Source organism: Methylorubrum suomiense (assembly GCF_022179765.1).
GTDB classification, from domain to species: Bacteria; Pseudomonadota; Alphaproteobacteria; order Rhizobiales; family Beijerinckiaceae; genus Methylobacterium; species Methylobacterium suomiense.
Genome location: NZ_BPRE01000001.1, coordinates 469610 through 486117, shown reverse-complemented (window position 1 = coordinate 486117; position 16508 = coordinate 469610). Strand labels below are relative to the sequence as shown.

The 16508-nt window shown below is 70.8% G+C and carries 18 protein-coding genes and 1 riboswitch; of the genes, 13 read left to right on the top strand and 5 right to left on the bottom strand.

Going from position 1 to position 16508, the window contains the following annotated elements:
• Positions 1–187: 187 nt before the first annotated feature.
• Entirely contained in the window at positions 188–1072 is an 885-nt protein-coding gene (locus MFF26_RS02345) for an alpha/beta fold hydrolase (protein WP_137829036.1), read from the bottom strand.
• A gap of 173 nt (positions 1073–1245) precedes the next feature.
• On the opposite strand from MFF26_RS02345, the gene MFF26_RS02340 reads away from it, so the two are divergent.
• The gene (locus MFF26_RS02340) at positions 1246–1692 is read left to right on the top strand and encodes a hypothetical protein (RefSeq protein ID WP_137828994.1); all 447 of its coding nucleotides are present in this window, start codon (positions 1246–1248) and stop codon (positions 1690–1692) included.
• A 67-nt stretch (positions 1693–1759) separates the two neighbouring features.
• On the opposite strand, the gene MFF26_RS02335 is transcribed toward MFF26_RS02340, so the two are convergent.
• The gene (locus MFF26_RS02335) at positions 1760–1981 is read right to left on the bottom strand and encodes a hypothetical protein (protein ID WP_137828995.1); all 222 of its coding nucleotides are present in this window, start codon (positions 1979–1981) and stop codon (positions 1760–1762) included.
• Positions 1982–2268: 287 nt separating this feature from the next.
• Here MFF26_RS02335 and fae point away from each other — a divergent pair, with 287 nt between their 5' ends.
• On the top strand, positions 2269–2808 hold the full coding sequence (gene fae / locus MFF26_RS02330; protein WP_137828996.1) for a formaldehyde-activating enzyme: 540 nt from the start codon (positions 2269–2271) through the stop codon (positions 2806–2808).
• 230 nt (positions 2809–3038) lie between these two features.
• Positions 3039–3632 carry a PAS domain-containing protein gene (locus tag MFF26_RS02325; RefSeq protein ID WP_137828997.1) on the top strand — a complete coding sequence of 198 codons (594 nt, stop codon included), beginning with the start codon at positions 3039–3041 and terminating at the stop codon, positions 3630–3632.
• On the opposite strand, the gene MFF26_RS02320 is transcribed toward MFF26_RS02325, so the two are convergent.
• On the bottom strand, positions 3626–3910 hold the full coding sequence (locus MFF26_RS02320) for a hypothetical protein (RefSeq protein WP_137828998.1): 285 nt from the start codon (positions 3908–3910) through the stop codon (positions 3626–3628). The genes MFF26_RS02325 and MFF26_RS02320 overlap by 7 nt on opposite strands.
• Positions 3911–4397: 487 nt before the next feature.
• Here MFF26_RS02320 and MFF26_RS02315 point away from each other — a divergent pair, with 487 nt between their 5' ends.
• Entirely contained in the window at positions 4398–5294 is an 897-nt protein-coding gene (locus MFF26_RS02315; protein ID WP_137828999.1) for a LysR family transcriptional regulator, read from the top strand.
• Positions 5295–5612: 318 nt separating this feature from the next.
• Here MFF26_RS02315 and cobO read toward each other — a convergent pair whose 3' ends face one another.
• The gene (gene cobO, locus MFF26_RS02310; protein ID WP_137829000.1) at positions 5613–6212 is read right to left on the bottom strand and encodes a cob(I)yrinic acid a,c-diamide adenosyltransferase; all 600 of its coding nucleotides are present in this window, start codon (positions 6210–6212) and stop codon (positions 5613–5615) included.
• Complete coding sequence (cobU, locus tag MFF26_RS02305; protein WP_137829037.1) at positions 6209–6730, bottom strand: bifunctional adenosylcobinamide kinase/adenosylcobinamide-phosphate guanylyltransferase; 522 nt, start codon at positions 6728–6730, stop codon at positions 6209–6211. Before cobU ends, cobO begins: the two co-directional genes overlap by 4 nt.
• Positions 6731–6821: 91 nt before the next feature.
• A riboswitch (cobalamin riboswitch) is annotated at positions 6822–7046 on the top strand.
• A gap of 41 nt (positions 7047–7087) precedes the next feature.
• On the opposite strand from cobU, the gene MFF26_RS02300 reads away from it, so the two are divergent.
• The 9 genes from MFF26_RS02300 to cobJ all read left to right on the top strand — a co-directional run bounded on the left by MFF26_RS02300 (position 7088) and on the right by cobJ (position 16459).
• On the top strand, positions 7088–7264 hold the full coding sequence (locus MFF26_RS02300) for a CbtB domain-containing protein (protein WP_137829001.1): 177 nt from the start codon (positions 7088–7090) through the stop codon (positions 7262–7264).
• A 28-nt stretch (positions 7265–7292) separates the two neighbouring features.
• Complete coding sequence (locus MFF26_RS02295; protein ID WP_137829002.1) at positions 7293–8066, top strand: CbtA family protein; 774 nt, start codon at positions 7293–7295, stop codon at positions 8064–8066.
• On the top strand, positions 8059–8463 hold the full coding sequence (locus MFF26_RS02290) for a DUF1636 family protein (protein WP_137829003.1): 405 nt from the start codon (positions 8059–8061) through the stop codon (positions 8461–8463). Before MFF26_RS02295 ends, MFF26_RS02290 begins: the two co-directional genes overlap by 8 nt.
• 5 nt (positions 8464–8468) lie before the next feature.
• Positions 8469–9503 (top strand): cobalamin biosynthesis protein CobW, encoded by a 1035-nt coding sequence (gene cobW, locus MFF26_RS02285; protein ID WP_238307426.1) that lies wholly within the window; start codon positions 8469–8471, stop codon positions 9501–9503.
• Between the two features lie 147 nt (positions 9504–9650).
• Positions 9651–12941, top strand: coding sequence for a cobaltochelatase subunit CobN (gene cobN, locus MFF26_RS02280; protein WP_238307425.1), 3291 nt, complete (start codon positions 9651–9653; stop codon positions 12939–12941).
• A complete protein-coding gene (cobG, locus tag MFF26_RS02275; protein WP_137829006.1) occupies positions 12938–14257 on the top strand; it encodes a precorrin-3B synthase in 1320 nt (439 codons plus the stop codon). The genes cobN and cobG overlap by 4 nt, the downstream gene beginning before the upstream one ends.
• The gene (locus MFF26_RS02270) at positions 14254–14898 is read left to right on the top strand and encodes a precorrin-8X methylmutase (protein WP_137829007.1); all 645 of its coding nucleotides are present in this window, start codon (positions 14254–14256) and stop codon (positions 14896–14898) included. Before cobG ends, MFF26_RS02270 begins: the two co-directional genes overlap by 4 nt.
• Positions 14898–15692, top strand: coding sequence for a precorrin-2 C(20)-methyltransferase (locus MFF26_RS02265; protein WP_137829008.1), 795 nt, complete (start codon positions 14898–14900; stop codon positions 15690–15692). The genes MFF26_RS02270 and MFF26_RS02265 overlap by 1 nt, the downstream gene beginning before the upstream one ends.
• On the top strand, positions 15689–16459 hold the full coding sequence (cobJ, locus tag MFF26_RS02260) for a precorrin-3B C(17)-methyltransferase (protein WP_137829009.1): 771 nt from the start codon (positions 15689–15691) through the stop codon (positions 16457–16459). Before MFF26_RS02265 ends, cobJ begins: the two co-directional genes overlap by 4 nt.
• Positions 16460–16508: the final 49 nt, after the last annotated feature.

Here is a 16508-nt window from a genome sequence, read left to right as displayed (position 1 = left end):
GGATCCGCTGGCGGGACCCGTTCCGAGGAGGGCCGGTCGTGACCGGACCGCACATCAATGTCGCCGCGCCTTAGCCATCCGGTCAACGAAATAATCGTCCGTTCTTCGGGAGTTTACGCGTGTCTATTTCTGCCCGCACCCGAATTTTCATGAAGGATTATCTTGGGCAATTTGGACGTGGTTCGACTCACGTCCCGATCCGCCCGAAAAAGCCCGCGATCTCCCGCGCCGCCGCGTCGGGCCGCTCCCGATGCGGGAAATGGCCCGCGCCTTCGAACGGCGCGAGATCGAGCTGGGCGAACGTTTCGCCGAGGCGGTCGGTCCAGGCATAGGGGAAGAGCGGGTCCTGCGTGCCCCAGCGGATGCCGGTCGGCACCGTGATCGGGGCCGTATCGGGCACCTCGCCCTTCAGCATCGCGAGCCGCCCCGCCTGCTGGCTCAGATACCAGTTGAAGCCCCCCTGCAGGTTGCCGGGCACCAGGAAATTGTCGGTGAAGGTGTCGAGCACATCGTCGAACGCGTGCGGATTGCCGCCGGCCCAATGCGTCAGGAAGTGGCCGATATAGGCGCGGCACGCCTCGCGCGAGGCGCCCACCACCTGCGCGGCGAAGGGCTGGAGGTGGAAGGACTGGTACCAGATCTCGGCCAGCATCTCCGGCTGGGCGAGCCGTGGACCGATGCCGGGATAGGGGCAATCGAAGAAGAACAGGCCGGTGAGCCGCTCCGGCGCGCGGCGCCCCAGGGCCTGACCGACATAGGCGCCGACATCGTGGCCGACGAGGCCCGTCCGCTCGATCCCGAGGCCATCGAGAAGGCTCAGGATGTCGGCGGCGTGCACCTCCGGGCCGGCTTGGTCCGACGGGCCGGGATCGGGCTTCTCGCTGGCGCCGAAACCGCGCAGATCCGGAGCGATCAGGCTGAACCGATCCGCGAGGCGGGCCATCACCGGCTCCCAGGTCAGCCAGAATTCCGGCCAGCCGTGCAGGAGCACCAGGGGCGGGCCCTCGCCCGTGCGCGCCACGTGCAGCCGCACGCCGTTGGCCATCACCGTCTCGTGCCGGATATCCATCAGACCCGCGTCCCCCATTCCGCGCGGGGGCAACGCGGCGGACCCGCCGCGCCGTTCCGCGGCGTCGGCGACACGGTGCCGACATCTTCGCGGGCGGCCGCTTGACCGGACAAGCTCAGCTGTTTCAATGCGCGCGCTCCGCCATCCGGCCGGGGACGAGGCGCGCGAGGCGGCAGATGGCGACGACGTTCCGGTGGTTCGCGCTCCCGCTCGCCCTGGGTTTCGGCCTCACGGCGTCCGGTTGCACGGGTTTCGCCTACATCTCCAAGACCTACGTCTCCCAGGTGCCTCAGGTCGTCACCATCGGCTGCAACGAGCCCTACGAGATCTACGACAATCGCCAGAAGCGCCGCGTGCTCGTGGTCTCGAACGCCCTGCGCGAGGTGACGGGCTGCGATATCGGGCGCCTCGGCGAGGGCCGCTCGCCCGCCGAGACCCGTGCCACCCGCTTCCGCACGGCCGCACGCACCTATCTCGACGAGACCGTGCGCGAGGATTGCACGATCACCGGCGAGACCGTCTTCAGCGACCTCCAGGCTGAGTTCGCCTATACCTGCGACGCGCCGGTCGAGCCCCGGGGCACAAAGGTGCCGCGCCTGCCGGGCCGACGCATCCAGCGCTGACGGTTTCGCGCGTCACCGCGCGGGACGGCGGTCGACCTTCGCCCGATGCAACAGGTCGAGCGCAGCGCTAGGACTCGGCCGGGCCGACGAAGGTCCGCTCGGTCGCGTCGCCCGCCGCCGCCAGCAGCGCCCGGGCGAAGGCCCGCGCCTCGCTCCGGTCGAGGCTCAGGATCGCGGTGACGGGACGCCCGCCGAGATCGGGCAGGCCGAGTTCCAGGCGCACGCCGTCGCCCTCCGCGGTCGCGGACAGGCTCCAGCCGCGCTCCCCGCCCTGGCCGGACTCGCTCATCGGGACGAATCCTCTCCGAAGCGCCCTCCGGCGAAGCGAATGCCGGTTCTGCGAAAGAAAGCGCGTGAGAACAGAGGCCTAGAGCCGTATCCGGCGTGATGCAATCGGCTTGGACGCGACTTCGGCTCCGGGGCTGCCCAGGACCGGTCCCCGTGATCCAGGCCGGACGCCCGTGCCGGGCAGGGCCGCGGGTGGCGCGATTGACGGGCGGGGCCGGGGATGATGTGTGCGCCGCGACCCGCCCGCGGGACGACATTCTTTTCTCAGAGAGAGCAGGGACGACCGACATGTCCGAGATCTGGTTCCGCACCGGCGAGGCGACGGTGCTCGCCGCCGAGGGGCAGTACACCGACGCGATGCCGGAGGTGCTGATCGGCTCGACCCGCGGCCCCGTGGGACAGGCTTTCGCCAGCATGCTGGGTCAGGTCCAGGGCCATACCCGCATGTTCGTGGTGCGCGACCTCAACCAGCTGGTCCGCCCCTCCACGATCATGACCACCAAGGTCACGATCCACACCGCCGAGTACGCGGAGCTGCTCGGCGGCGTCGTGCAGGCGGCGACCGGCGACGCCATCGTCGATTGCGTGATCGAGGGAATCCTGCCGAAGGACGGTCTCGACGAGCTCTGCATGATCATCACGATCTGGCTCGACGAGCGCTGCGGCAGCCACGAGGATCTCGACCGCAAGGATCTCTACCGCACCAATTACGAGGCGACGAAGCTCGCCATCGGCCGGGCGATGCGCGGCGAGCCGACGATCGACGAGCTGATCGCCAACCGAAAGACCGTCAAGCACTACGCCCTGGAAGGTGTGATCGAGTATTGATTGGCGCGAATGTGCGGGACGCGGCCCGGGCCGCGTCCTGTTCGAGCGGACCGGCGGCCGGCCCATGGCCGAAGCCGGTCCTGCCCGGAGGTGAAGACCCTCGGGATCGCTCATGAAGAGCGCCACGGTCTCAGACCGGCGCCGAGGCCTGCGGAGCGCGGGTGCGCACGGCACACGCAAGGCGAGCGGCGGCCTCCGACCCGACAGCCGCACCCTCTCTTGACAGGGAGATGCCTCGCTCTCGTTACGACGACCGCACGAGGGGGATGCACATCATGATCTGGGTCAAGGACCAGAGGTGCCGGTTAACTTATATCTGTGAGGATTGGTATCGAATCACCGGTCAGGAGCCGGACGAGTCCCTGGGATTCGGTTGGCTTGCCGCGATCCACCCTGACGATCGCCCTCTGATCGAACACAGTGTCAAGGAAGCCTGCCGACATCGCGTCGAGTTCATGATGCGGTTTCGGATCAGACGTCAGAACGGATCCTACGTCTGGATCATCGACGCGGCCACGCCCTCGTTCGCCCCCCTGACCCATGACTTCATCGGTTACTTGGGGCTGATCAGTCAGTACCAGGACGATACGCAGGATTTGACGGCCAAGGCCGAAGTCGGCGCGTTCAAACCGGGGCGAGCGGCTGCCGAATTCGGGCCGGTTTCAAAGCTCGACATCATCGCCGATCACTTGATCATGGCGAAAGCTGCATCGGTCGGCTGTGCGCCGGAAGTCATGACGGCGATCGACGGCGCGCTGCATGCGGCCGGCCGCGCTCTCGTCGTGGAAATGCAGAGAAACACGCAGCCGGAATCGCTTCACTGATTCTCGGCCGCCAGGAGACGGCGGAGTTCCGCATAGGCCCGTTCGCGGACCTCGTACGAGGTTCGCAGCAGGGTGCCCGGTTCACCCTGAGCCTCAGGAAGATCGTCTAGATCGCGCTTATTGCCGTCCTGTCTCAGAACCTTGGCGGCCTCGCAGCGCCATGTCGCATCGGCGACGTCGAACAGGAGCTGTGCTGCTGCTTGATCGCCGCCGGGGACAGTCTGGCCGTCAACGCAATTGCTGGCGATAAAGTCGTGCATTTTTGAGTTGTGCGCCATCTACTTGTTGCGGGGGCCGCTCTTAAGCGATTTCCGTCCGTTGTCCAGCGTATTCCAGTCCATTCGACTGCCTAGTCCGTGAAAACACGGAAATTTGAAAACAACTGTAGGGTCGTGGTGTTGCACTCGCCGATCGGTCGTTTAACGCGATCGTGTCGTCCCTCGGTCGAGCTCACGAGGTGGATGTTTCACCCGATTCAAGCTGCCGCTGACCGAACGGGCACCGTAATCGTTTCACGTTCTGATGAGTGAATAAAGGAAATAACTGCCCGGAATCCAATCAGGTTGATTTCAGCCAAGCCGCTGCTTAGGCGATGAGATCGTTACTGTTCCCATCTGGCCTCGATCCGCTGTCCGGTTTTGTTGAGTGTTCCAAGAGTGGGACCGGCAACAATTCTGCGATTTCAGCCAGACGAGGAGCTTTGCGGAAGTGGTGGGACAGGTGTGATGGGTTGGTAACCGGTTGCGCTAAAAGGTAAGAACAACAATGACGCGTGCCAGTGTGCTCGTTGATATGGAAATATTTGTGGAAGTGGCCAAGCACCGCAGCTTCAGCCGTGCCGCCGTGGAAATCGGTATCCCGATCTCGTCCCTGTCGCGACGCCTCAAGAGGCTGGAGGAAAGCATCGGGGTACGGCTGATGGATCGTACGACCCGGAGGATCACGCTGACGTCCTACGGCGAGGCCTTCTACGCTCAGGCTGTTCGGGTCGTCGAGGAAGCGCAGCGTGCTTATGACGACGTCGCGGCCGATGCGCGTGGGCTTCGTGGACTTCTCAAGATCGTGGCGCACCCGAATGCTTGGCTCTTGAACAGCTTCGCATCCTTCATCTCCGAATACCGGTCGACCAACGACCTCGTCGAAATCCAGCTTGATCTGAGCCACGGGCCCATCGACCTGATGGGCGACCGTTACGACCTGGCCGTGATGCTCGAACCTCCCAAGGAATCGGCACTCATCGTGCGAAAGATGCGCGACGTCGAGAATGGTATCTTTGCCGCCCCCGGCTATCTGGAGGATTGGGGGCGCCCCCATACCCCGTCCGATCTCGCGGATCATCATGTCATCGTGTCCGGCCAGGGATCGACGTGGTCGCTGAGCCGAGAGGGGGAAACGGTATCGGTCGCGGTGGCCGGCCCGGTTTCCTCCAACTCCCCCACGCTGACCCATCGGCTGGCCCTGGAGGGGCATGGATTGTTTGCCTCCGACATCCTGCAAGCTCGGGAGGATGTCGAAAGCGGGGCCTTGGTCCAAGTCATGCCGGCCTGGAAGCTCGAGACGACCTCGCTCTACATCGTGACGACGTCGCGCCTGCTCTCGGCCCGCGCCCGCAGCTTCATCGATTTCGTCCTGTCCCAAGAAATCCGCCCTCAGGCCGCCTAGAGCAGAGTCCGACGCAGAGATCCGGTTCGCCGAAGGTCGGCTCGCAAAGGGCGCCGGCACATGATGCAAGGCGGCAGATCCATCGCGGTCGCAAGAGGGGCACCGCCCGTTCCGGATGCCGGTCGTCCCGTGGTCGAGCAACCGATCGTCCGCCCCGAGTGGACGGCACCGAGCGCCGAGCGGCCGCCAAGCGGGACTTTCCCGACCGGTGCGGTGTCGCGTTGTGAGGCAGGGCCCCGAGCGGCGCCGGCCGGATGCGGCGAGCGGCCTTACGGGGCTGGTTTCGCCGAACGGGACCCGCCGGGCATGCGGGGATCGTCAGAACTCGATTCCCTCCTGCGCCTTCACCCCCGCGGAGAAATGGTGCTTCACGCTGCCCATCTCGGTGACGAGATCGGCGGCCTCGATGAGGGCCGGCTTGGCGTTGCGGCCCGTGACGACGACGTGGAGATCCGGCCGGCGCGCCCGCAGATCGGCGACGACGGTGTCGAGGTCGAGATAATCGTAGCGCAGCGCGATGTTCAGCTCGTCGAGGACGAGCAGGCGGATGCTCTCGTCCGCCATGAGGGCGCGGGCCGTCTCCCAGGCGTTGCGGCAGGCGGCGATGTCGCGGGCCTTGTCCTGGGTCTCCCAGGTGAAGCCTTCGCCGAGGGCGTGCCAAGCGATCTGGTCGCCGAAGCGTTGCAGGGCATGCGCCTCGCCGGTGTCCCAAGCGCCCTTGATGAACTGCACCACGCCGACCCGGTGGCCGCGCCCGAGCATGCGCAGCACCAGGCCGAGGGCCGCCGTCGTCTTGCCCTTGCCGGGGCCGGTATGGACGACGAGCAGGCCCTTCTCGATCTTCTTCGAGGCGACCTCGGCGTCCTGCACCGCCTTGCGCTTGGCCATCTTCTCGCGGTGGCGGTCGTCGTCGCTCATGAGCGGTGTCCTGTCGGGTCGGGGGAAGGCTTCACCGTCAGCGGCAGGCCGGCGACGGTGAGGACCACGCGGTCGGCTTGCGCGGCGAGCCGCTGATGCAGGCGCCCGGCCGCGTCGCGAAACCGGCGGGCGAGGGCATTGTCCGGCACGATGCCGAGGCCGACCTCGTTGCCGACCAGCACCAGGGGGCCCGGCGCGGCGGCGCAGGCGCGGGCCAGGGCCTCGGTCGCGGCCTCGAGGTCGGCCTCGGCGAGCAGGAGGTTGGTGAGCCAGAGCGTCAGGCAATCGACCAGCGTCGGCCCGGTCGCGGCCCTGATCGCCTCGGGGAGGGCGGTCGGCACGTCGAGGGTCTGCCAGCCGGAGGGACGCCGCGCCCGGTGCTCGGCGATGCGCGCCCGCATCTCGTCGTCCCAGGCCTGGGCGGTGGCGAGGTAGAGCCAGGGGGCGGGACAGGCTTCGATCAGCCGCTCGGCGTGAGCGCTCTTTCCCGAGCGGGCGCCGCCGAGCACCAGCGTCATCCGGTCGGGAGGGCGAGTATCCATGCGCGCCGGTTTGCACCGGGCGCGGTCGATCACGCAATGGCGCTTTGCAAGGCACCCTCACCCGCGTTAGAACGATGAAAAGGACGGTGCCCCGGCAACGGGGTGAAAAGGGAATGCGGTGAGGGACGATCCCGAAACCGCAGCTGCCCCCGCAACTGTGAGCGGCGAGTTCCTGCCGAGAGCCACCGGGGCGACCTGGGAAGGCGGCAGGCGCGATCGAGCATCTCTCGGGAGCTTCCTGAGGCGCTCGGCAGCCGTGAGCCAGGAGACCTGCCGTCCCGCGAAAAGACTTTTCTCGAATGCCGCCGGTGGGGCGGCCGGAGCCCGTGACCTATGACGACCGCGACCCTTCAGACCTCCGCCCTCCGCACCGGCGAGAGCGCCCGCACCCTGCTCGTCGCCGCCTTCCTCGGCCTCGGTCTCGTCTTCGTGGCGGGCTTTGCCCCGGCGGCGGTGCTGCACAATGCGGCGCACGATTTCCGCCACGCGCAGAACTTCCCCTGCCACTGATCGCTTTCCGACGCGCGAAAGCGGTTCCATGATTCTCCGGTTGGTGTCGGCAGCGCTCGTTGCCGGCTTCCTCGCGTCCGTCGTCACGACGGGCCTGCAGCTCGCGCTCACCTCGCCCCTGATCCTTCAGGCGGAGACCTTCGAGGGCGGCCATTCCCATGCCCAAGCGCCGTCCCCCGCCATCGCGCCCGCCGCGCTGATCGTGCACGCCCATGCTCATGCCCATGGTCCGTCGCAGGATCCGGCCCAGGGCGGAGCGGAGAAGCCCGACGCGTGGCAGCCCGAGCCCGGCCTTCAGCGCATGGCCTTCACCGGCCTCGCGACGCTGATCGGCGGCGTCGGCTACGCGCTGCTCCTCGCGGCGGTGATGCTGGCGCTCGGCCGCGAGCCGACCCCGCGCAGCGGGCTGGCCGTCGGGATCGCCGGTTTCCTCGCGGTGGCGCTCGCCCCCGCGGTCGGGCTGCCGCCGGAACTGCCGGGAATGGGGGCAGCGCCCCTCGTGCTGCGGCAGAGCTGGTGGATCATGACGGTCGCGGCGACGGGGATCGGCCTCTACCTTATCGCGGTCCGGCGGGTGCCGATCACGATCCTCGGCGGCCTCGTCCTGATCGTCGCCCCGCATCTCGCCGGCGCGCCGCAATCGATCGACACGGTCAGTTCGCAGGTGCCGCCGGCCAGCGCGGCGCAGTTCGCGGCGCGCTCCCTCGCCATCGGCTTCGTCTTCTGGGCGCTGATCGGCCTCGCCTATGGCTGGGCCTGGGGCCTGTTCGGGCGCGAGGCGAGTGACCGCGCGCATGCCTGAGGACCCGCGCGAGACCGTTCTCTCCGTCTGCACCACCTGTCGGGCGGCGGGCGATCCCGCCGAGCCGCGGGCCGGCGCGCGGCTGCTGGCCGCCCTGATCGCCGAGGCCGCCCGCGAGCCGGTGCCGGGTTTGGCCATCGAGGGCGTCGAGTGCCTCTCGGTCTGCAAGCGGCCCTGCTCGGTCGCGGTCGCGTCGGCCGGTCGCTGGACCTATGTCTACGGCGATTTCGACGCGCTGGAGAATCCGCAGGATTCCGCCCGCACCATCCTGGCGGGCCTGCGCCGCTATCAAGAGACTCCGGACGGCCTCGTGCCCTGGCGCGAGCGACCGGAGGCGTTTCGCAAGGGCGTCGTCGCCCGCATCCCGCCGCTGACCCCGACACGAGCGGAATCCTGACCCTCATGGCCATCCTCGAAAAAATTCCCTGCACCATCGTCACCGGCTTCCTGGGAGCCGGGAAGACCACGCTGGTGCGCCACACGATCGAGCAGGCCCGCGGCCGGCGGCTCGCCGTCATCGTCAACGAGTTCGGCGATCTCGGCTTCGACGGCTCGTTCCTGGCCTCCTGCGGCGTCGAGGGCTGCACCGAGGATTCGGTGGTGGAACTGCCCAATGGCTGCATCTGCTGCACCGTGGCCGACGATTTTGTGCCGGCCCTCACGAAGCTCCTCGACCGGCCGGAGCCGCCGGAGCACATCCTGATCGAGACCTCCGGCCTCGCCCTGCCCAAGCCCCTGGTCCAGGCCTTCCAGTGGCCGGCGATCCGCTCGCGGGTGACGGTGGACGGCGTCGTCGCCGTGGTGGACGGCCCGGCGGTCGCCTCCGGCCTGTTCGCCGAGGATCCGGACGCCCTGGCCAACCAGCGTGCCGCCGATCAGGCGGTGGATCACGACAATCCGCTGGAGGAGGTGTTCGAGGACCAGATCCTCTGCGCCGACCTCGTGGTGCTCAACAAGTCCGACCTTCTGGACGAGGCGGCCCGCGACAAGGTCCGCGCCGAGATCGAGGCGCATCTGCCCCGCGCCGTCGAGATCGTCGCCACCGAGCACGGTCGCCTCGATCCGCGGGTGCTGCTCGGGATCAGTGCGGCGGCCGAAGACGACCTCGATGCCCGCCCCTCCCATCACGGCGAGGGCGAGGACCACGACCACGACGACTTCGAATCGGTGGCGCTCCCCATCGGCGTCGCGGGCAGCCCCGAAGACCTCGCCGCCCGCGTCGAGAAGGCCGCCGAGACCGAGGGCGTGCTGCGCATCAAGGGCTTCGCCGAGGTAAAGGCCAAGCCGATGCGTCTCGTGGTGCAGGGGGTCGGCCGCCGCGTCGCCCACCATTACGACCGTCCCTGGAAGGGCAGCGAGCCCCGCGACGGCCGCCTCGTCGTCATCGGTCTCAAGGGTTTCGACAAGGACGCGGTCGCCGCCGCGCTGCGGGGATGATCTTTTTCGCAGGGCGACAGCCGCACCGGCAGGCAGGTCCATGATGGGCCTGCGGCGGCGCGCCTGGGCCTTGCTGCCGGCCCGGCAGCCCGCCTCTGCGCGGGCGACCGGCATGCCTGCGGATCGAGCCGGGAGGACGGGCGCGCCATGCACCTGATCCGCATCGATACGGTCTCCCTCGACGAGGGCGAGGCGGCGATCGATCTCGGCCAGACCCCCGGCGAGATCGTCGTCCTGTCCTTCACCGATACCGATCTCGCGGCCATCGCCCGCGCCCACGCATCCGATCCGGACCTGCCGTCGTTGCGGCTCGCCAAGATGGCGCAGCTGCGCCATCCGATGTCGGTCGATCTCTACGTCGATGCGGTGATCGCGCGGGCGAAGGTGTGCGTGATCCGCTGCCTCGGCGGCCTCGATTACTGGCGTTACGGCATCGAGCGGGCGAGTGCCGCCGCGCGGGCGAACGGGGTTCGGCTCGCGGTCCTGCCCGGCGACGACCGGCCCGATCCCCGTCTCGACGCCTTCTCGACCCTGCCGCCGGAGACCTGCGCGACCCTCGACGCCTATTTCCGCGCGGGCGGACCGGGCAACCTGACCAACCTGCTGCGGCGGCTCGCCGTCGAGGCCGGCCACGCCCTCGCGCCGGAGCCGCCCCGCGCGCTGCCGCGGGGCTTCGCCTGGTGTCCCGGCTGCGGCCCGGTCTCCGTCGAGCGGGGGGCGGAAGCCGCCGGAACGGGACCGCTGGCGCTGCTCCTCGTCTACCGCTCGGCCGTGCTCTCGGGCGAGACCGCGCCGGCCATCCACCTCACGGCCGCCCTGCGGGAGCGCGGGATCGGTTGCCTGACGCTGGCGGTGTCGAGCCTGAAGGACCCGGAGGCCGTCGCGGTGCTGCGGGCGACGCTCAGTTGCCATCGGCCCGACATCGTGCTGGCCGCCACCGCCTTCTCGGCCCGCGACGATGCCGGCTTCGTCCTCGACGCCGCCGATTGCCCGGTGCTCCAGGCCTACACGATCGGAGCGCCGCGCGACGCGTGGGCCGCCTCCGGCCGTGGCATGAACGCCTCCGATCTCGCCATGCAGGTGGCGCTTCCCGAATTCGACGGGCGCCTCTCCGGCTTCCCGATCTCGTTCAAGGAGGAGGGCGCGGCGATCGAGGGGTTCTCGGAGCGCCGCGCCGTGCCGGATGCCGCCGGCATCGCCGCCCTGGCCGACCGGGCCGCGGCCTGGATCCGCCTGAGACGGACCCCCCGCGCCGAGCGCCGCCTCGCGATGGTGCTGTCCGATTATCCGGCCCGCGGGGGCCGGGCCGGCTACGCGGTGGGCCTCGACACGCCGGAAAGCGCGCGGGCCATCGCCGCCGATCTCGCCGCGGCGGGCTTTTTCGCGGGCGCTTTGCCCGATGCCGAGTCCTTGATGGCAGGGCTGACCGAGGGCGAGGCGGGCTTTCCCGTGCCGCTCGCCGCGTACGCGGCGTGGTTTGCCGGCTTGCCGGAGGAACGACAGGCAGAGCTGACCGGGCGATGGGGCCGCCCCGGGGACGATCCGTCCTGCCGCGACGGGGCGTTCCGGTTCCGCGCCTTGTCCCTGGGGACCCTTACCCTCTTCCTCCAGCCCGACCGCGGACGCGCCGCCGACCGCAAGGCCGGCTATCACGATCCCGACGAGCCGCCGACCCACGCCTATCTGGCCTTCTATCTGGGTCTGCGGACCAGCGCCGATGCGCTGATCCATCTCGGCACCCACGGCACCACCGAATGGCTGCCCGGCAAGGCCGTGGCCCTCTCTCCCGATTGCTGGCCGGCCCTGGCGATCGGGCCGTTGCCGGTGGTCTATCCCTTCATCGTCGACGATCCGGGCGAGGCCGCACCCCTCAAGCGGCGGCTCGGGGGCGTGGCGCTCGGGCATCTCACGCCCACCGTCGAGGCGTCCGGCCTGACACCGGAGGCCGCCGCGCTACGCGAATTGGTGGAGGAATATTCGGCGGCGAGCGTCCTCGATCCGCGCCGCGCCGCCTTGATCGCCTCGGCGATCCTCGACGAGGCCGCCTCCGCCGGGCTGCTCGCGGGGGCCGGCATCGATGCCGATACGCCCATGGCCGACGCGCTGACCGCCCTCGACGCGCATCTGTGCGATCTCGGCGAGACGCCGATGCGCGATGGCCTGCACGTCTTCGGTCGTGCGCCGGAGGAGGCCGCCGAAGCCGTGCGGGCGAGCGCCGAGGCCGAACGGAACGCGCTCGTCGCGGCCCTCGACGGGCGCTTCGTGGCGCCGGGACCCGCCGGCTCCCCGTCGCGCGGGCGCAGCGACGTGCTGCCGACGGGCCGCAACCTCACCACGCTGGACCCGCGCGCCCTGCCGACCCGCGCCGCGACCCTGCTCGGCGCGAAGGCGGCGGACGCGGTGGTGCGCCGCTACCTGCAGGACGAGGGCGAGTATCCGGCCCGCATCGTCATGGATCTCTGGGCCTCGCCGACGCTCCGTACCGGCGGCGAGGACGTGGCTCACGCGCTCAGCCTGATGGGCGTCCGCCCGGTCTGGGATCACGCCTCGACCCGCGTCACCGGTTTCGAGGTGCTGCCGCTGGCCCTGCTCGACCGGCCGCGCATCGACGTCACCTGCCGCGTCTCCGGCGCCTTCCGCGACACCTTCCCGGAGACCCTCGCGCTGCTCGACCGCGCCGCCCGCGCCGTCGCCGCCCGCGAGGAGGAGGACGACGAGAATCCCCTCGCCGCCGCCCGCCGCCGGGGCGAATCCGCCGCCCGCATCTACGGCGCGGCGCCCGGCCGCTACGGCGCGGGCGCGGCCGAGACCGCGCTCGACGGGGCCTGGGAAGCGCGGGCCGATCTGGGCGCGGCCTATCTCGGAGCCACCACCCATGCCTATGGCGATGCCGAGGGCCTTGATGCGGGCTTCTCGGCCCGCGTGGCCGCGGCGGATGCCTATGTCCACGCCTTCGACGTCGCCGAGCGCGACCTTCTGGACGGCGACGCGGCCGCCGACGCCATGGGAGGGTTCTTCTCCGCCGCGTCCGCGGAGGGGCGTGCGCCCGCCCTCTACAGCCTCGACGTATCGAACCCGGAGGCGCCGCGCACCCGCACCGCCCGCGAGGACGTGGCCCGGCTGATCCGGGGCCGGCTGTCCCATCCCCGCTGGATCGCGGCGCAGCTGCGTCACGGCTATCGCGGGGCGCAGGAATTCGCCCAGGGCATCGACGCCGTGTTCGTGCTGGCCGCCGCCACCGACGCGGTGGCGAACGACGATCTGGACCGGCTCTACGGCGCCTGGATCGCCGATCCCGAGGTGTTCGAGGCCTTGCGCGCCGCCAATCCCCGGGCGACGCGGGCGATCCTCGAACGGTTCGACGCGCTGCGGGCCCGCGGCCTCTGGCAGAGCCGCCGCAACGCCGCCCCCGCCGACGCCCTGATGGCCGCCGAATGAGCGCCCGCCGCACCCTGCCCGAGGGCGCCCGCCGGGGGTGGTGCCCGTCGCTGGCCCGGCCGATGCCGACCGGCGACGGCCTGCTCGCCCGCGTCCATCCGCCCCTCGGGCGGCTCACCCCGGACCAGATGCGGGCCCTGGCCGAGGGCGCCCGCACCCACGGCAACGGCCATATCGACGTGACCGCGCGGGGCAATCTCCAGATCCGCGGCGTCAGCGAGGCGAGCGCGCCGCGCCTGGCCTGCGCGCTCGCGCAAGCCGGCCTCGGCGACACCCGCGACGACGGCGGCCCGCAGCGTCTGACGCTGACCGCGCCCCTCGCCGGCCTCGACGGGAGCGAGACCATCGACGTGCCCGCGCTCGCCCGCGCCGTCGAGGCGGTGGGCCTCGCGGTCCCGGGGCTTCCGGCCAAGACCCTCGTCGCGGTGGATGGCGGCGGCGCCTTCGGTCTCGGGCCGGTGGAGGCCGACTTCTTTCTCTTCGCCGAAGGGCGGGCGCAGGTTGCCTTCGGCCTTGCGGGCGCGGATGGGCCGATCCGCTGCGGGGTGCTGCCGGAGCTCGGGGCGGCCGGGGCGCTGGGCCTCGCGCTCGCGGCCTTCGCCGGTACCGGGCGGCGCCGGGTGCGCGACCTCGATGCGCAGCAGCGCGCCCTGGTCGCGGCGGCGGCGGGTTTCCATCCCCTCGCGCCGAGCCCGCTCGCGCCCGCGCCGATGCCGGCCGGACCGGGGCCGGCTGCCCTGCCGGAGGGGCGCGCGGCGATCCTCGTCCAGGCGCCGTTCGGCCGCTGCACCGCCGAGCGGCTCGAACGGGCGGCGGCGCTCGCCGGGCCGGACGGGGCACGGCTGAGCCCGGAGCGCGGATTCGCATTCCTCGCCCCCGGGACCGCCGACGCCACGGCGATCCTGCAGGCGGCCCTGGCCGAGGCCGGCTTCATCGTGAGCCCGGACGATCCCCGCCGCACGGTCTTCGCCTGCCCCGGCGCGCCCGCCTGCCGCTCCGGCACCACCCCGGTGCCCGATCACGCGGCGCGCCTCGCCGCCGTGCTGGCGCCCCTGGCAAACCCCGGTGGGGCGACGCGGTCCGACCCTGGGCCGACGGTGCATGTCTCGGGCTGCGCCAAGGGCTGCGCCCATCCGGGCCGGGCCGACCTCACGTTGGTGGCCCGCGACGGCGCCTACGACGTGGTGCTCGGCGGCGAGCCCGGCGATGAGCCGGCCACGCGTCTCGCTTTCGAGGCGGCGCTGGACCGGATAAGGAAGGCCGCCGCGGCCGGTCGCCCGGCGCTGGATCTCGCTTTTCGGGACGACCTGAGATGAGTGCCCACCCGAATGCGCGCTACGATTACATCCGCGACGGCGGCGCCATCTATGCCCGCTCCTTCGCGATGATCCGCGCCGAATCCGACCTCGCCCGATGGTCGGGGGCGGCCGAGCGCGTCGTCGTGCGCATGATCCACGCCTGCGGCATGACCGACCTGCCCCGCGACGTCGAGATGTCGGACGGTTTCGCCGTGGCCGGCGAGGCGGCGCTGAAGGCCGGCGCCCCGATCCTGTGCGACGTGCGCATGGTGGCCGACGGCGTCACCCGCGCGCGCCTGCCGGCGAAGAACGAGGTTCTCTGCACCCTCGGCGATCCGCGGGTGCCCGCCTTGGCCGAGCAACTCGGCACCACCCGCTCGGCCGCCGCCATGGAACTGTGGCGCGAGCACCTGCCCGGCAGCGTCGTCGCCGTCGGCAACGCGCCGACCGCCCTGTTTCGTCTGCTCGAACTCCTGGACGAGGGCGTCGCGCCCCCGGCCGCCGTCATCGGCATCCCGGTCGGCTTCGTCGGGGCGGCGGAATCGAAGGAGGCGCTGGCGCGGGACGGGCGGGTGCCCTTCGTCGTGGTCCATGGCCGCCGGGGCGGCAGCGCCATGACGGCCGCTGCCGTCAACGCGCTTGCGAACGAGATCGAGTGATGGAGGGCAGCGTGCGCATCGACGCCCCGGCCGAGACCGACGGCGCGGGCGAGGCCCTCGTCACCCGGAAGACCGGCACGCTCTACGGGGTCGGCATGGGGCCGGGCGATCCCGACTACCTCACCGTGAAGGCGATCCGCGTGCTGGAGCGCGCGCCGGTGCTCGTGCATTTCTGCAAGCAGGGCAAGCGCGGCAATGCCCGCACCATCGCCGACGCGGTGATGCGCGACCCCGCCCGCGAGTTTCCGCTCGCCTATCCCTACACCACCGAGTTGCCGCCGGATCACCCGGATTACGTCGCGGCCCTGGCCGGCTTCTACGACGAGGCCTCCGACCGGCTCGCCGACCATCTCGGCGCCGGCCGCGACGTGGCGATTCTGTCGGAGGGCGATCCCTTCTTCTACGGCTCGTTCATGCATCTGTGGCGCCGGCTCAAGGACCGCTTCCCCGTCGAGGTGATCCCCGGCGTGACCGGCATGTCGGGCTGCTGGACCCGGGCCGGCACGCCGATCACCTGGGGTGACGACGTGCTCACCATCCTGCCCGCAACGCTCCCGCGTGCCGCCCTGGCGGAGCGCCTGCGCGGGACGGACGCCGCCGTCATCATGAAGCTCGGCCGCCATCTGCCGAAGGTGCGCGCCGTGCTCGCCGAGACCGGCTTCCTCGACCGTGCGGTCTATGTCGAGCGGGGCACCATGGCGGGCGAGCGGGTGGTGCCGCTGGCGCAGAAGCCCGACGATGTCGCCCCCTATTTCTCGATGGTGCTGGTGCCCGGCGAAGGCCGCCGGCCGTGAGCGCGGCGGATTCCGGTGGACGCGTCACCGTGGTCGGCCTCGGACCCGGCGACCCGCGCCTGTTGACGGAGGCCGCCCGCGCCGCCCTCGACGCCGCCCAGGACCTGATCGGCTACCACCCCTATGTCGCCCGCGTGCCCGAGCGCGCCGGGCTGGTGCGGCACGCCACCGACAACCGGGTCGAGCTCGACCGCGCCCGCCACGCCCTCGAACTCGCGGCCGCCGGCCGCCGCGTCGCCGTGGTGTCGGGGGGCGATCCCGGCGTGTTCGCCATGGCGGCGGCTCTGTTCGAAGCTATCGAACATGGTCCGCGGGAATGGCGCGCCCTCGACATCCGGGTCGAGCCCGGCATCACCGCGATGCTCGCCGCCGCCGCCCGGCTCGGCGCGCCCCTCGGGGGCGATTTCTGCGCGCTCTCGCTGTCGGACAATCTCAAGCCCTGGGAGGTCGTGACGGCCCGGCTCGAAGCGGTGTTCCGCGCCGGATTCGCGGTCGCCCTCTACAACCCGATCTCGTCCGCCCGGCCCTGGCAGCTCGGCCGCGCGCTGGCCCTCGCCGCCGAGATCCTGCCGGCCACCACGCCGGTGATCTTCGCCCGCGCCGTGACCCGCCCGGACGAATCGGTCCGCGTCCTGACGCTGGCGGAAGCCCGCACCGCCCCTGCCGACATGGCGACGATGATCCTGATCGGAACGGCGGCGACGCGCCTGATCGAGCGGGAGGGACAGGTGCCGTTCGTCTACACGCCGCGCAGCGTCGCCGGTTGAGGAACGAGGCGACGGCATTCGGGCCTCGAACCCGGCCGATGCGATCTCG